The sequence below is a fragment of the Pseudomonas sp. TTU2014-080ASC genome, assembly GCF_001446935.1.
GTDB lineage: Bacteria > Pseudomonadota > Gammaproteobacteria > Pseudomonadales > Pseudomonadaceae > Aquipseudomonas.
In genome coordinates, this window is record NZ_LKKK01000002.1 from 1 (window position 1) to 14,655 (window position 14,655).

Below are 14,655 nucleotides of genomic sequence, written 5' to 3' on the forward strand. Positions count from 1 at the left end.
AGGCTCCAGTGAGATCTCATCTTGAGGCAAGTTTCCCGCTTAGATGCTTTCAGCGGTTATCTCTTCCGAACATAGCTACCCGGCAATGCCACTGGCGTGACAACCGGAACACCAGAGGTTCGTCCACTCCGGTCCTCTCGTACTAGGAGCAGCCCCTCTCAAATCTCAAACGTCCACGGCAGATAGGGACCGAACTGTCTCACGACGTTCTAAACCCAGCTCGCGTACCACTTTAAATGGCGAACAGCCATACCCTTGGGACCGGCTTCAGCCCCAGGATGTGATGAGCCGACATCGAGGTGCCAAACACCGCCGTCGATATGAACTCTTGGGCGGTATCAGCCTGTTATCCCCGGAGTACCTTTTATCCGTTGAGCGATGGCCCTTCCATACAGAACCACCGGATCACTAAGACCTACTTTCGTACCTGCTCGACGTGTCTGTCTCGCAGTCAAGCGCGCTTTTGCCTTTATACTCTACGACCGATTTCCGACCGGTCTGAGCGCACCTTCGTACTCCTCCGTTACTCTTTGGGAGGAGACCGCCCCAGTCAAACTACCCACCATACACTGTCCTCGATCCGGATAACGGACCAGAGTTAGAACCTCAAGGTTACCAGGGTGGTATTTCAAGGATGGCTCCACGCGAACTGGCGTCCACGCTTCAAAGCCTCCCACCTATCCTACACAAGTAAACTCAAAGTCCAGTGCAAAGCTATAGTAAAGGTTCACGGGGTCTTTCCGTCTAGCCGCGGATACACTGCATCTTCACAGCGATTTCAATTTCACTGAGTCTCGGGTGGAGACAGCGCCGCCATCGTTACGCCATTCGTGCAGGTCGGAACTTACCCGACAAGGAATTTCGCTACCTTAGGACCGTTATAGTTACGGCCGCCGTTTACCGGGGCTTCGATCAAGAGCTTCGCTTGCGCTAACCCCATCAATTAACCTTCCGGCACCGGGCAGGCGTCACACCCTATACGTCCACTTTCGTGTTTGCAGAGTGCTGTGTTTTTAATAAACAGTCGCAGCGGCCTGGTATCTTCGACCGGCATGGGCTTACGAAGTAAATTCTTCACCCTCACCGGCGCACCTTCTCCCGAAGTTACGGTGCCATTTTGCCTAGTTCCTTCACCCGAGTTCTCTCAAGCGCCTTGGTATTCTCTACCTAACCACCTGTGTCGGTTTGGGGTACGGTTCCTAATTACCTGAAGCTTAGAAGCTTTTCCTGGAAGCATGGCATCAACCACTTCGTCATCTAAAAGATAACTCGTCATCAGTTCTCGGCCTTGAACGCCCGGATTTACCTAAGCATTCAGCCTACAACCTTAAACACGGACAACCAACGCCGTGCTGGCCTAGCCTTCTCCGTCCCTCCATCGCAGTAATTAGAAGTACGGGAATATTAACCCGTTTCCCATCGACTACGCATTTCTGCCTCGCCTTAGGGGCCGACTCACCCTGCGTCGATTAACGTTGCGCAGGAAACCTTGGTCTTTCGGCGTGCGAGTTTTTCACTCGCATTGTCGTTACTCATGTCAGCATTCGCACTTCTGATACCTCCAGCAAGCTTCTCAACTCACCTTCACAGGCTTACAGAACGCTCCTCTACCGCTCAACTTACGTTGAACCCGTAGCTTCGGTGTATGGTTTGAGCCCCGTTACATCTTCCGCGCAGGCCGACTCGACTAGTGAGCTATTACGCTTTCTTTAAAGGATGGCTGCTTCTAAGCCAACCTCCTAGCTGTCTAAGCCTTCCCACATCGTTTCCCACTTAACCATAACTTTGGGACCTTAGCTGACGGTCTGGGTTGTTTCCCTTTTCACGACGGACGTTAGCACCCGCCGTGTGTCTCCCGTGCTGACACTTGCTGGTATTCGGAGTTTGCATCGGTTTGGTAAGTCGGGATGACCCCCTAGCCGAAACAGTGCTCTACCCCCAGCAGTGATACACGAGGCGCTACCTAAATAGCTTTCGAGGAGAACCAGCTATCTCCGAGCTTGATTAGCCTTTCACTCCGATCCACAGGTCATCCGCTAACTTTTCAACGGTAGTCGGTTCGGTCCTCCAGTCAGTGTTACCTAACCTTCAACCTGCCCATGGATAGATCGCCCGGTTTCGGGTCTATACCCAGCGACTAAACGCCCTATTAAGACTCGCTTTCGCTACGCCTCCCCTATTCGGTTAAGCTTGCCACTGAATATAAGTCGCTGACCCATTATACAAAAGGTACGCAGTCACCTAACAAAGTAGGCTCCCACTGCTTGTACGCATACGGTTTCAGGTTCTATTTCACTCCCCTCTCCGGGGTTCTTTTCGCCTTTCCCTCACGGTACTGGTTCACTATCGGTCAGTCAGTAGTATTTAGCCTTGGAGGATGGTCCCCCCATATTCAGACAAAGTTTCTCGTGCTCCGTCCTACTCGATTTCATTGATAAGAGATTTTCGTATACGGGGCTATCACCCACTATGGCGGCACTTTCCAGAGCCTTCTACTAATCTCAAATCAACTTAAGGGCTAGTCCCCGTTCGCTCGCCACTACTAAGGGAATCTCGGTTGATTTCTTTTCCTCAGGGTACTTAGATGTTTCAGTTCCCCTGGTTCGCCTCTTACACCTATGTATTCAGTGCAAGATACCCAGCTTATGCTGGGTGGGTTCCCCCATTCAGAGATCTCCGGATCAAAGTCTGTTTGCCGACTCCCCGGAGCTTATCGCAGGCTACAACGTCTTTCATCGCCTCTGACTGCCAAGGCATCCACCGTATGCGCTTCTTCACTTGACCATATAACCCCAAGCAATCTGGTTACTGTCTCAAACGTGAAGACGACATTCGCCGAAAATTTGCAATTGAGAACTACAAATTTTACCTTGACCAGATTAATTACCAGTGAAAGTAATTAATCAGTCACTTCTATCACATACCCAAATTTTTAAAGAACGATTCTTCTAGTCAAAGACCAGAAATCAACATTTCATGCCAAGCATAAATGTTCATTTCTGAACTCTAGTAGAGAGTGGTGGAGCCAAGCGGGATCGAACCGCTGACCTCCTGCGTGCAAGGCAGGCGCTCTCCCAGCTGAGCTATGGCCCCAATGTCTTGAAGCCTGCGCCCCATGAACATTGGTGGGTCTGGGCAGATTCGAACTGCCGACCTCACCCTTATCAGGGGTGCGCTCTAACCAACTGAGCTACAGACCCAATCGTCTTCTGCAATGAATCAAGCAATTCGTGTGGGAGCTTATGAGAAAGCTGATGTCGTCGATTAAGGAGGTGATCCAGCCGCAGGTTCCCCTACGGCTACCTTGTTACGACTTCACCCCAGTCATGAATCACACCGTGGTAACCGTCCTCCCGAAGGTTAGACTAGCTACTTCTGGTGCAACCCACTCCCATGGTGTGACGGGCGGTGTGTACAAGGCCCGGGAACGTATTCACCGTGACATTCTGATTCACGATTACTAGCGATTCCGACTTCACGCAGTCGAGTTGCAGACTGCGATCCGGACTACGATCGGTTTTATGGGATTAGCTCCACCTCGCGGCTTGGCAACCCTTTGTACCGACCATTGTAGCACGTGTGTAGCCCTGGCCGTAAGGGCCATGATGACTTGACGTCATCCCCACCTTCCTCCGGTTTGTCACCGGCAGTCTCCTTAGAGTTCCCACCCGAGGTGCTGGTAACTAAGGACAAGGGTTGCGCTCGTTACGGGACTTAACCCAACATCTCACGACACGAGCTGACGACAGCCATGCAGCACCTGTGTCAGAGTTCCCGAAGGCACCAATCTATCTCTAGAAAGTTCTCTGCATGTCAAGGCCAGGTAAGGTTCTTCGCGTTGCTTCGAATTAAACCACATGCTCCACCGCTTGTGCGGGCCCCCGTCAATTCATTTGAGTTTTAACCTTGCGGCCGTACTCCCCAGGCGGTCAACTTAATGCGTTAGCTGCGCCACTAAAATCTCAAGGATTCCAACGGCTAGTTGACATCGTTTACGGCGTGGACTACCAGGGTATCTAATCCTGTTTGCTCCCCACGCTTTCGCACCTCAGTGTCAGTATCAGTCCAGGTAGTCGCCTTCGCCACTGGTGTTCCTTCCTATATCTACGCATTTCACCGCTACACAGGAAATTCCACTACCCTCTACCGTACTCTAGCTCGGCAGTTATGAAAGCAGTTCCCAGGTTGAGCCCGGGGCTTTCACTTCCATCTTACCGAACCACCTACGCGCGCTTTACGCCCAGTAATTCCGATTAACGCTTGCACCCTTCGTATTACCGCGGCTGCTGGCACGAAGTTAGCCGGTGCTTATTCTGTCGGTAACGTCAAAACAGCAAAGTATTAATTTACTGCCCTTCCTCCCAACTTAAAGTGCTTTACAATCCGAAGACCTTCTTCACACACGCGGCATGGCTGGATCAGGCTTTCGCCCATTGTCCAATATTCCCCACTGCTGCCTCCCGTAGGAGTCTGGACCGTGTCTCAGTTCCAGTGTGACTGATCATCCTCTCAGACCAGTTACGGATCGTAGCCTTGGTGAGCCATTACCTCACCAACTAGCTAATCCGACCTAGGCTCATCTAATGGCGCGAGGTCCGAAGATCCCCCGCTTTCTCCCGTAGGACGTATGCGGTATTAGCGCCCGTTTCCGAACGTTATCCCCCACCACTAGGCAGATTCCTAGGCATTACTCACCCGTCCGCCGCTAAATCCAGGAGCAAGCTCCCTTCATCCGCTCGACTTGCATGTGTTAGGCCTGCCGCCAGCGTTCAATCTGAGCCATGATCAAACTCTTCAGTTCAATACTGCTTGGGTTTTGAGAAAACCCTAAACTTGGCTCAGCAATCGCAAAAAACTCTCGAATTCACGAGTGTTACTTGTGATGCTGATAATCATTTGACTAACAGTCTTAACTCACAAGCACCCACACGAATTGCTTGATTCAGTTGTTAAAGAACGTTTGGTTAAGTCTTTCGTCTCAACCGAGGCGCGCATTCTACAGCAGCCTCTTTCTCTGTCAAGTGATTTGTGAAAATTTCTTTTCAACTTCAACCACTTGCGCTTCCGGTCGCTTTTCGGCATCTCGTCAGCGGGAGGCGAATAATACAGGGTTTAAATACCCAGTCAAGGGGCATTTGCACCATTTCGGTTCACATGAATAGATATTGCTGAACCAATGCTGTTTATGGAGGTGCAGCACTCAGTTATGGCTCAGCTTTGAGCAGCCCCGGCAGTTGTGCTGCAAGCTTTTCATTATTGATAGGGGCACGAATAAAGCCCCTCTGACGCCCGTCCGGCCCTACCAGTACCAAATTGCCACTGTGGTCGACGGTGTAGTTCTCCTTGCTGGTATCAGCAGGGATAAAGGGAATGCTCACGGCGTTGGCAAGTTTCTGGGTATCTTCAAGCGAGCCGGTAAGCCCGATAAAACCCGCATCAAAAAAGCCCAGGTACTTCTTAAGTTGCTCCGGATTGTCCCGAGCAGGGTCAACGGTGACCAGGATAGTTTGCAGCTGTGCCTGGGTTTCGGCAGGTAGCTGCCCATTCAGTTGGCGTACCTGAGCAAGCGTCGCCGGGCAAATATCCGGGCAGAAGGTATAGCCAAAGAACAACAGGCTCCATTTGCCCTTGAGCTGATCCAGCTGAACGGACTGGCCGTCCTGATTGGTCATTGAAAGCGCTGGCAAGGCGCGACTTTGTGGCAGCAGCACGATACCTGCATCCAGCAGCACGGTCGGGTCAGCCTGACCTTTGCTGTTCATTACCTTGTTTACAGTGAGGCCAAGCACCAGGGCGACAATGGCAATGAGGACAAAAACGGTGGTCTGGGTTCGGCTCATGGCACCAACATTATTGGGAGTTAAGTAAGGTCTGCTGCAAGTGACGCCTTAAAGAATCATGTAGTGATCAACCAGCAGCGCGATAAACAATAAAAAAAGATACCAGATGCTGTATTTAAAGGTCTTGATGGCGGCATGTGGTCTGCTGTCACGGTATAGCACCCAAGCCCAGTACAAAAAGCGTCCACCTAGCACCAGCGCGCACAGCAAGTACAACAGCCCGCTCATATGTATAGCGAAAGGGAGCAAGGTGACGGCGAACATGACTAATGTATATAGAAGGATATGCACCTTGGTGTAGTGCTCGCCGTGGGTCACTGGCAGCATTGGTATATCCGCTTTGGCGTACTCCTCCTTACGATGAATGGCGAGCGCCCAGAAGTGGGGGGGCGTCCAGGCGAATATGATCAGCACTAGCAATAAGGGTTCAGCACTGAGATGCCCTGTGACTGCAACCCAGCCCAACAACGGCGGCGCGGCTCCGGCCAAACCACCGATAACGATGTTCTGCGGCGTCGCCCGCTTGAGAAAGCCTGTATAGAGCACTGCATAACCGAGCAACGAGGCCAGCGTCAGCCAAGCTGCCAACTCATTGGTAAACACCAGCAATACCGACATACCAGCAACAGCCAGCAGCATGGCAAAGCCCAACGCCACACTGGGCGGGATGCGTCCTGCAGTAACGGGGCGTTTATGTGTCCGGGCCATGATCGAGTCAATGCGCCGGTCGACCACGTGATTAACTGCAGCCGCTGCGCCTGCACACAGACCGATGCCCAGATTGCCAAAGATCAGCACTTGCCAAGCCACACCGGCTCGGGTTGCGAGGAACATCCCGACCAATGAGGTGATAAGCATCAATACCACCACTCGCGGCTTGGTCAGCTCGAGATAATCGCGCCAGGTTGCCTGAGATTCTTGTTGTGCACGGGTTAGAGTGGCCATTCGGGTTTTCCTCTAAAGATGTGCTTATTTGCCGGCCAACAACACAGGGCCGGGAGCGCGTTCACGGGACAGAGCTGGAGCCGCAACGAGACGGCGCAAGCGAAAGTTGATGAGCACGAGTGTCAACATCAGCGCTGCCCCGCCAAGGTTATGGGCCACTGCCACCATCAGCGGCAGGTGCAGCAGGACGTTGCTGATGCCCAGTCCAACCTGAGTCAGCAATGCAACAAGCAGCAATGTGCTCAAACGCATCGCACCATTGCGACGCAACTGCCACGCCAGGATCAGCAGCACCAGTGTGACCAGCACCGCGCCCATGCGATGAGTCATATGAATGGCGGTACGGGCATCACTGTCTAACTGCCCGCCCAAGTAGTTGGGGCCGATATGCTGAGTCAGGTGAAAACCGTTAGCGAAGTCCATGTTCGGCCACCACTCGCCATGGCAATAAGGCAGATCCACGCATGCCACTGCCGCGTAGTTGGCGCTGACCCAACCACCTAATGCGATTTGCCCGATGACCAGTAGCAATCCAGCTGCCGCCAAAGCTCGCACCGAACCCGGTGCCTGTGAGTGCGGGGGAAGCCGTCCAGAAAGACGCAATGTCAGCAGAAACAACAACCCCAGCGTGGCGAAACCTCCGAGCAAGTGCGCAGTCACCACCTGCGGCCAGAGTTTGAGCGTAACCGTCCACATGCCGAAGGCGGCCTGCACAATTACCAGCCCAAGGATGAGCAGCGGCAACTTGAGGGGCTGAGCAGGGTGGTTTCGCTGACGCAGGGTTTGTACGGCCAACCCGAGAATCACCAAACCTAACGTCCCGGCAAAGTAACGGTGAATCATTTCGTACCAGCCCTTAGCGACCTCTACCGGCGCGTCAGGAAAGCGCGCCTCGGCCAGCGTCTGCTTATGCTCACTCATCGGCACACCAAGAAACCCATAGCACCCCGGCCAGTCAGGGCAACCCAGGCCGGCATGGGTCAAGCGCGTGTAAGCCCCCAGCATAACCACCACGACAGCCAGGATCGTGGCAAACAGCGCGAGGCGAAATCCGGGTTTGCTCATGCTCGCTCCTATGCTGATTTATCAGCACGAATCAACCGATCTGGGAGATTTTCAACAGATGGCGCAGGTCATCGAGAACGTCTTTACCCTTGCTTTGGCTGCCGTAACGCAGGACTAGATTTCCCATCGGGTCAACAATCCACAACTGCGGCTCGGTTACGTCCGGAGCTGTCGCCTGGTAATCATCAGAGTGCAGCGAGTACAGCCCCAGCTGCGGGTATTCGCGCTGCAGCTGCGCCTCATAATCTGCGGACAGGGCCTGTGACATAGCCAGCGCGTGGGTGGCCCGGGAGGCGTCACGGTTGAGGCCAATATTGATCTGACGCGCCAGATAGACCAGCTGCTTACATTCCTGCTCGCAAGCCCCAGGAGCGGTGACCAGCAGTTGCCAGCGGCCATTCTCAGCCGTCTCCGCCCCCAGATCGCTCAGTGTCTGGCCATTGCCGATCAGTACGCCGTGATAGTTCCGGGTCTCAGGAATCCAGAATCGGCCGTGGTACATGGCGCTGGCCACCAGCATCGGGGCGATGACAATAGCCAGAATCAACAACAATTGCAGACGACCGCGCCAACGCTGCGGCGGTGTCACTTCAGGCAGGGTGATGGCTGGATTCATGACGATGCTCCCGGGCATTGAACAGCCCCAAGTAGATGAACAAACCAATCAAGGCCACGGCCATAGCAAACCATTGCACGGCGTAACCGGTGTGTTTATCAGGACTCATGGCCACCACAGGCCAGTCCGCACGCAGGGAAACAGGCCCCGGCAGCACACGAATTTCGTGGGCATAGCCACCACGACCTAACTGTTGCCAGAGCTTTTGAGCGTTTACCGTGCTGATAAGGCGCGGCCAGCTCTGAGTAGATTCGTGATCCTCCAGCTGCAAACCGACACCCGGCGGCACATACACCCAGCCTTGCACCTGCAGGTAATCATCTGGGGTGACGAACGCCGGGCGAATGCGCCGATCTGGCCATGGCAGCCAACCACGATTGAGCAGAACCCATAACCCGCTGGGCTGATCGTAAAAAGGCTGTAGCACCTCAACTCCAGCCCGACCATCGCGGATACGGTTATCCAGAAACAGGCTGTGGTGGGTATCGAAATAACCTTGCAGGCGTACCTGGCGATACCCCGGATCAGACTCGCACTCCAACGCACTCAGGGTGATCGGCACTGCCTGCTGCCTAGCCTCATGAGTGGCCAGTAACTGGCGCTTCTCTTCAGCCCGTGACAGTTGCCAGAACCCAAGCGCCAGCAGGCAGGGCAACAGCACCACCAACATGACCGTCGGCAGCACACCTGGACGAAAGGTGCGCCAACGCTGGCTGTCTATACTGCTGGTTGTGTTCATCTCCCTTCCCCCGGAGTGCCCCATGCTCAAGGTCACTATCGTTCTGCTCCTGCTGGCCACCGTAATTAGTCTGTTCAGTGGTCTGGTTTTTCTGGTCAGGGATGAAGGCCGCAGCACGCGGCTGGTAAATGCCCTGACCGTACGTGTAAGCCTGACTGCAGTGACCGTGGCGCTGATCGCTTGGGGTTTCTTCAGCGGTCAGTTAGTCAGCCACGTCACCTGGTAATCAGCTCACAGCACGTAAACAAAGACGAACAGCGCGATCCACACCACATCCACAAAGTGCCAGTACCAAGCCGCGGCTTCGAAACCAAAGTGCTGCTCCGGAGTGAAATGCCCACGGATAATGCGGATCAGCATGACGGTCAAAATCAGCGCCCCCAACGTCACGTGCGCGCCATGGAAACCAGTGAGCATAAAGAAGGTGGCACCGTAGATCCCCGATCCCAGTGTCAGCCCCAACTCGTTATAGGCATGGATATATTCTTCGATCTGCAACACCAGAAACGCAGCGCCCAGCAGAACGGTTAACGCCAGCCAAATCGTCAGAGGCTTACGATGGCCTTTGCGCAGGGCATGGTGAGCAAAGGTCAGGGTGAAGCTGGAAGTGACCAGCAGAATGGTGTTGATCAAAGGCAAGCCCCAGGCACCAATCACACCTTCAGGCGCCGGGAAAAGCTTTGGATCCGGGGTATTGAGCAGCGGCCAGGTGTACTCGAAGCCCGGCCAGAGCATGTTGCTGACACCTTTGTCGCCCTCGCCACCCAGCCAGGGACCGGCAAAAGTACGTATATAAAAGAGGGCTCCGAAGAAAGCAGCGAAGAACATCACCTCGGAAAAGATGAACCAGCTCATACCCCAACGAAACGAGCGATCCATCTGCGGGCTGTAAAGCCCAGAACGGCTCTCTTTGATGACATTACCGAACCAGCCGAACAGCATATATGCAATGAACAGCGCCCCGACGAAGAACACCAGCGGCCCATTGGACTCCTCGCGCCCGGCGGTCATGTCGTTAAACCAGGTGGCGACGCCAAACACGGTGATTAACAGCCCCAGGCTGGCAATGATTGGCCACTTACTTTGGGCAGGAACGTAATAGTTTGCGTGGGTTTCAGGACTCGACATTGTTGTTCTCCTTATGGAGTCGCCCGGTTAAGGGTCGCTTGTGCCACCGGCGGTTTGCGCGCGGTGATATCGAACAAGGTGTATGCCAGCGTCAGGTGACGAACATCTCCCGGCAGGTCTTTATCGACGATGAAACGCACCGGCATTTCGATGCGCTCACCGGGTTGCAATACCTGCTGGGTAAAACAGAAGCACTCAGTCTTGTGGAAAAATGCCGCGGCCTTAGAAGGTGCCACGCTGGGAATGGCCTGGGCGGTCATCGGCTGATCACTTGGGTTGCGGGCGATAAAGACCATCTCCATGGTCTGCCCCGGATGCACAACCAACTCATCCGCGACAGGATGAAACTCCCAAACCATATCGGCCGAGTTGGTCGCCAAAAACTGCACGCGAACCTGCCGCGACTCATCCACAACCGACTGCGATGTCTGATACGCACCGGACGTTTTGCCATTGATCCCGAAGGCCTGACACATCACGTCGTAAATAGGTACCAGAGCAAAGCCGAAGCCGAACATGCCCAGCACCACCAACAACAGGCGGGTGACCAGACGACGGTTCGACATGGCTTCGCTCATGGCAACGCTCCCTTACTTCACTTCAGGTGGCGTGGAGAAGGTGTGATACGGAGCGGGGGAAGGCACTGTCCATTCCAAACCATCTGCGCCATCCCACGGCTTGGCCGGCGCCGGTTTGCCGCCACGGATGCACTTGATGACGATAAACAGGAACAACAGCTGCGTCGCCCCGAACATAAAGGCCCCGATAGAGGACACCATGTTGAAGTTGGCGAACATCAGGTTGTAATCAGGAATCCGCCGCGGCATGCCCGCCAGCCCGACAAAATGCATCGGGAAGAAGGCCAGGTTCATGCCGACAAAGCTCATCCAGAAATGTAGCTTGGCCAGGGTTTCGTCATACATATGCCCGGTCCACTTCGGCAGCCAGTAGTAGGCCGAAGCAAAGATGCCGAAGATCGCTCCCGGCACCAGCACATAGTGGAAGTGCGCGACCACAAAGTAGGTGTCGTGGTACTGGAAGTCCGCCGGAGCAATGGCCAACATCAGTCCGGAGAAACCACCGATGGTGAACAAAATGACGAAGGCCACCGAGAACAGCATCGGCGCTTCAAACGTCATCGAGCCGCGCCACATGGTGCTGGCCCAGTTAAACACCTTCACCCCTGTCGGCACGGCAATCATCATGGTGGCGTACATAAAGAACAGTTCGCCGGTCAGCGGAATACCCACGGTGAACATGTGGTGCGCCCAGACCACAAATGACAGAAAGGCAATCGCACCGGTGGCATAGACCATCGAGGTGTAGCCAAACAGCGGCTTACGTGAAAATGCCGGGATGATCGCACTGACCGCACCGAAAGCCGGCAGGATCATGATGTACACCTCAGGGTGCCCGAAGAACCAGAACACATGCTGGAACAACACCGGGTCACCACCACCGGCTGCACTGAAGAAGCTGGTGCCGAAGTGAATATCCATCAGCATCATGGTCACGCAACCAGCCAGCACCGGCATCACCGCAATCAGCAAGAACGCGGTGATCAGCCAGGTCCAGACAAACAGCGGCATCTTCATCAACGTCATGCCGGGGGCTCGCAGATTAAGAATGGTGGCAATGACGTTGATTGCCCCCATGATCGAGCTGATCCCCATCAAGTGAATCGCGAAGATAAAGAAGGTCACCGACTCCGGCGCGTAGGTTGTGGACAACGGCGCATAGAAGGTCCAGCCGAAGTTCGGCCCGCCGCCTTCCATAAACAGAGTACTGACCAGCATCCCGAACGCTGCAGGCAGCAGCCAGAAGCTGAAGTTATTCATGCGCGGCAGAGCCATGTCCGGCGCACCGATCATCAGCGGGATCATCCAGTTGGCCAGCCCGACAAACGCAGGCATCACCGCACCGAAGACCATGATCAGCCCGTGCATGGTGGTCATCTGGTTGAAGAACTCCGGCTGCACGATCTGCAAACCTGGCTGGAACAGCTCAGCCCGGATCACCATCGCCATGCTGCCGCCGAGCAGGAACATAGCGAAGCTGAACCACAGGTACATGGTGCCGATGTCTTTGTGGTTAGTGGTCAGTACCCAGCGCATCAAACCTTTGGCCGGGCCATGGTGGTGGTCATGCCCTGCATGACCATGCTCTTTATGAGAGTCGATCACTGCACTCATGTCCTTACTCCTGAGCCTGTTTGAACGCGAGGATTTCTTTCGGCGTGACCATGTCACCCACCGCATTGCCCCAGGCATTGCGCTCATAGGTAATGATCGCGGCCAAGTCCACTTCCGAGAGCTGCTTGCCAAACGCAGCCATCGCAGTGCCTTGCTTGCCGTTGAAGACGATTTCGATATGCCCAGCCGCTGGTCCTTTAGCAATTGCCGAACCTTTAAGCGCAGGGAACATGGGCGGTAGCCCCTCACCGTTAGCCTGGTGGCAGGAGGCACAGGCCGTGTTGTAGGCCTTCTCACCGCGCGCCATCAGCTCTTCCAGCGTCCACTCTTTGCTGGTCAGCTCTTTTTCTGCTGCGGCTTTTTCTTTGCGCTCGGCGAGCCAAGCGGCGTAGTCCTCTTTGGACTTCACCTCTACAACCACCGGCATAAAACCGTGATCCTTACCGCATAGCTCGGTGCACTGGCCGCGGTAGATACCGGGCTCTTCCACACGGGTCCAGGACTCATTAATGAACCCCGGAATAGCATCCTTCTTCACCGCCAACGCAGGCACCCACCAAGAGTGAATGACATCGGCAGCGGTGATCAGGAAACGCACCTTGGTGCCAGCCGGTACCACCAGCGGTTCGTCGACCTCCAACAGGTAATGCTCACCTTTGTCGGCCTTGTTATTGATTTGATCTTTGGGCGTGGTCAGGTTGCTGAAGAACTCAACATCCTCACCCAGATACTTGTAATGCCATTTCCACTGGTAGCCGGTGATCTGAATGTCCAAGTCAGACTCACTGGTGTCGTAGATGGCAATCAGTGTCTTGGTGGCGGGGATCGCCATCAACACCAAGATCAGCAGAGGAATAACGGTCCAGAGAATCTCGACCGTAGTGCTCTCGTGGAAGTGGGCCGGTTCCTGCCCCACAGAACGGCGATGGACCAACATCGACCAGAACATCGCACCGAACACGATGACGCCGATGACAACGCAGATCCAGAAGATGGTCATGTGCAGATCAAAGACGGAGCGGCTTACCTCAGTGGCACCTGGCGTCATATTCACGCCCCAGCCGGCGTGCGCCGGGCTGAATACCAATAACAACAGGAAGCCCATCCAAACACGTGGATGTCGCATCATTTGCGGGTTCCCCTACATTGTTCTTGTTATCCCGCGAGCCAGTCATTGGCCAGTTCATCGCCCCCGCACAGGCAACGTAATGTGCGATGAACACCAGCGCCAAGACTGATTCGGAGTATTCAGGTACTGCCTTTCGCTAAGGAGTATAGACAGGGACTTCCACCTCGCAATGTCAGGTGAAAATCTGTGACTCACGTTCAGCCATTGCCTCCAGTCCGCTAAAAATGCAGTCTGTAGAAACATTGACCTAACACCTTATGCACCCAGAGCATAAGTGTTAAAACCTTATATAAATCCATTCTTAGGCAAGAAGCTTCGCCAGCACGGCTGCAATCGCTCTTGTCAGGTGATGAGCTGTGAATATTGCTGCGCTACACAACCTGATCAGGGAGGCTCAGGAACATGAGGCCCGGACTGGACGACTGGCCCACTACATTCACGCCAACCTTGATCAGGTGCATCAGGCGATTGCACTTCCCGAGCAGAATCCGGACGAGGCCCTGCTGAACTTCATCAGCAACTACGTGAATCAGGTTCCTCACCTGCTGCAAGCGGCCCATGAGGTCGCTGAAGGCGCAGGTATCAGCCCCTGGATAAAGCCAGTTCTGAAAATTACTGAGCAATTCTTTTTGCAGCCGCCGAAACTGATCGATGGCCGTGAGGGGCTGGAGATGCTAGTCAGTGCAGCCTATCTGGCCCTGCGCATGGTGGAAGAGGTCAACGACCGCTATATCTTCCACCTGGGCAAGCCGCTAATCCCGCTGGATCTGACTGTGGCCAATCTGGTGGTGCACCACTTAATTGGCGAGCCGTTTTCCAATCAGCTGGACAGCGCTGTTGAACACGCAGTCAGCGCTTTACTACCGGAAAATACCTTCAACCAGGACTCGGTGCAGACCTACCGCCAGCATCTGCACGCGCCCAATGTACTCACCGCCTGGCTTAGCTGGCCATGCTTTTCCAGGCAATGGGGGATCGAATTAGCGCTGGCCGAAAACACC

The 14,655-nt window shown here is 54.5% G+C and carries 10 protein-coding genes, 2 tRNA genes, 2 rRNA genes and 1 pseudogene; 2 read left to right on the top strand and 13 right to left on the bottom strand.

The window, feature by feature from the left end; translation table 11 throughout:
* The 9 genes from AO726_RS05605 to AO726_RS05645 all read right to left on the bottom strand — a co-directional run.
* Positions 1-2,784, bottom strand: a 23S ribosomal RNA gene (locus AO726_RS05605); the annotation flags it as partial.
* A 233-nt stretch (positions 2,785-3,017) separates the two neighbouring features.
* Positions 3,018-3,093, bottom strand: a tRNA-Ala gene (locus AO726_RS05610).
* 30 nt (positions 3,094-3,123) lie between these two features.
* Positions 3,124-3,200, bottom strand: a tRNA-Ile gene (locus AO726_RS05615).
* Between the two features lie 65 nt (positions 3,201-3,265).
* A 16S ribosomal RNA gene (locus tag AO726_RS05620) occupies positions 3,266-4,801 on the bottom strand.
* Positions 4,802-5,204: 403 nt separating this feature from the next.
* A complete protein-coding gene (locus AO726_RS05625; protein ID WP_058067106.1) occupies positions 5,205-5,840 on the bottom strand; it encodes an SCO family protein in 636 nt (211 codons plus the stop codon).
* A 48-nt stretch (positions 5,841-5,888) separates the two neighbouring features.
* Entirely contained in the window at positions 5,889-6,785 is an 897-nt protein-coding gene (gene cyoE, locus AO726_RS05630; protein WP_058067107.1) for a heme o synthase, read from the bottom strand.
* Between the two features lie 24 nt (positions 6,786-6,809).
* A complete protein-coding gene (locus tag AO726_RS05635) occupies positions 6,810-7,850 on the bottom strand; it encodes a COX15/CtaA family protein (protein WP_058067108.1) in 1,041 nt (346 codons plus the stop codon).
* 31 nt (positions 7,851-7,881) lie between these two features.
* Positions 7,882-8,466 carry a hypothetical protein gene (locus AO726_RS05640; protein WP_058067109.1) on the bottom strand — a complete coding sequence of 195 codons (585 nt, stop codon included), beginning with the start codon at positions 8,464-8,466 and terminating at the stop codon, positions 7,882-7,884.
* Positions 8,441-9,205 carry an SURF1 family protein gene (locus tag AO726_RS05645; RefSeq protein WP_058067110.1) on the bottom strand — a complete coding sequence of 255 codons (765 nt, stop codon included), beginning with the start codon at positions 9,203-9,205 and terminating at the stop codon, positions 8,441-8,443. Before AO726_RS05645 ends, AO726_RS05640 begins: the two co-directional genes overlap by 26 nt.
* Before the next feature lie 22 nt (positions 9,206-9,227).
* On the opposite strand from AO726_RS05645, the gene AO726_RS05650 reads away from it, so the two are divergent.
* The gene (locus tag AO726_RS05650) at positions 9,228-9,431 is read left to right on the top strand and encodes a twin transmembrane helix small protein (protein WP_058067111.1); all 204 of its coding nucleotides are present in this window, start codon (positions 9,228-9,230) and stop codon (positions 9,429-9,431) included.
* A 5-nt stretch (positions 9,432-9,436) separates the two neighbouring features.
* Here AO726_RS05650 and AO726_RS05655 read toward each other — a convergent pair whose 3' ends face one another.
* Genes AO726_RS05655 through coxB form a run of 4 tightly spaced genes read right to left on the bottom strand, consistent with a single transcriptional unit; the run spans position 9,437 to position 13,654 of the window.
* Positions 9,437-10,333, bottom strand: coding sequence for a cytochrome c oxidase subunit 3 (locus AO726_RS05655; RefSeq protein ID WP_058067112.1), 897 nt, complete (start codon positions 10,331-10,333; stop codon positions 9,437-9,439).
* A gap of 11 nt (positions 10,334-10,344) precedes the next feature.
* Complete coding sequence (locus AO726_RS05660) at positions 10,345-10,911, bottom strand: cytochrome c oxidase assembly protein (protein ID WP_058067113.1); 567 nt, start codon at positions 10,909-10,911, stop codon at positions 10,345-10,347.
* 12 nt (positions 10,912-10,923) lie between these two features.
* On the bottom strand, positions 10,924-12,525 hold the full coding sequence (gene ctaD, locus AO726_RS05665) for a cytochrome c oxidase subunit I (protein WP_058067114.1): 1,602 nt from the start codon (positions 12,523-12,525) through the stop codon (positions 10,924-10,926).
* Between the two features lie 4 nt (positions 12,526-12,529).
* Entirely contained in the window at positions 12,530-13,654 is a 1,125-nt protein-coding gene (coxB, locus tag AO726_RS05670; protein ID WP_152987246.1) for a cytochrome c oxidase subunit II, read from the bottom strand.
* Positions 13,655-14,010: 356 nt separating this feature from the next.
* On the opposite strand from coxB, the pseudogene AO726_RS05675 reads away from it, so the two are divergent.
* A pseudogene (locus AO726_RS05675) lies at positions 14,011-14,643 on the top strand (hypothetical protein); the annotation flags it as partial.
* Positions 14,644-14,655: the final 12 nt, after the last annotated feature.

Excerpts from the sequence above, each read along its gene's own strand:
- AO726_RS05635 (WP_058067108.1), bottom strand. The coding sequence starts at position 7,850 with ATGAGCAAACCCGGATTTCGCCTCGCGCTGTTTGCCACGATCCTGGCT.
- coxB (WP_152987246.1), bottom strand. The coding sequence starts at position 13,654 with ATGATGCGACATCCACGTGTTTGGATGGGCTTCCTGTTGTTATTGGTA.
- ctaD (WP_058067114.1), bottom strand. The coding sequence starts at position 12,525 with ATGAGTGCAGTGATCGACTCTCATAAAGAGCATGGTCATGCAGGGCAT.
- AO726_RS05625 (WP_058067106.1), bottom strand. The coding sequence starts at position 5,840 with ATGAGCCGAACCCAGACCACCGTTTTTGTCCTCATTGCCATTGTCGCC.
- AO726_RS05650 (WP_058067111.1), top strand. The coding sequence starts at position 9,228 with ATGCTCAAGGTCACTATCGTTCTGCTCCTGCTGGCCACCGTAATTAGT.
- cyoE (WP_058067107.1), bottom strand. The coding sequence starts at position 6,785 with ATGGCCACTCTAACCCGTGCACAACAAGAATCTCAGGCAACCTGGCGC.
- AO726_RS05645 (WP_058067110.1), bottom strand. The coding sequence starts at position 9,205 with ATGAACACAACCAGCAGTATAGACAGCCAGCGTTGGCGCACCTTTCGT.
- AO726_RS05660 (WP_058067113.1), bottom strand. The coding sequence starts at position 10,911 with ATGAGCGAAGCCATGTCGAACCGTCGTCTGGTCACCCGCCTGTTGTTG.
- AO726_RS05655 (WP_058067112.1), bottom strand. The coding sequence starts at position 10,333 with ATGTCGAGTCCTGAAACCCACGCAAACTATTACGTTCCTGCCCAAAGT.
- AO726_RS05640 (WP_058067109.1), bottom strand. The coding sequence starts at position 8,466 with ATGAATCCAGCCATCACCCTGCCTGAAGTGACACCGCCGCAGCGTTGG.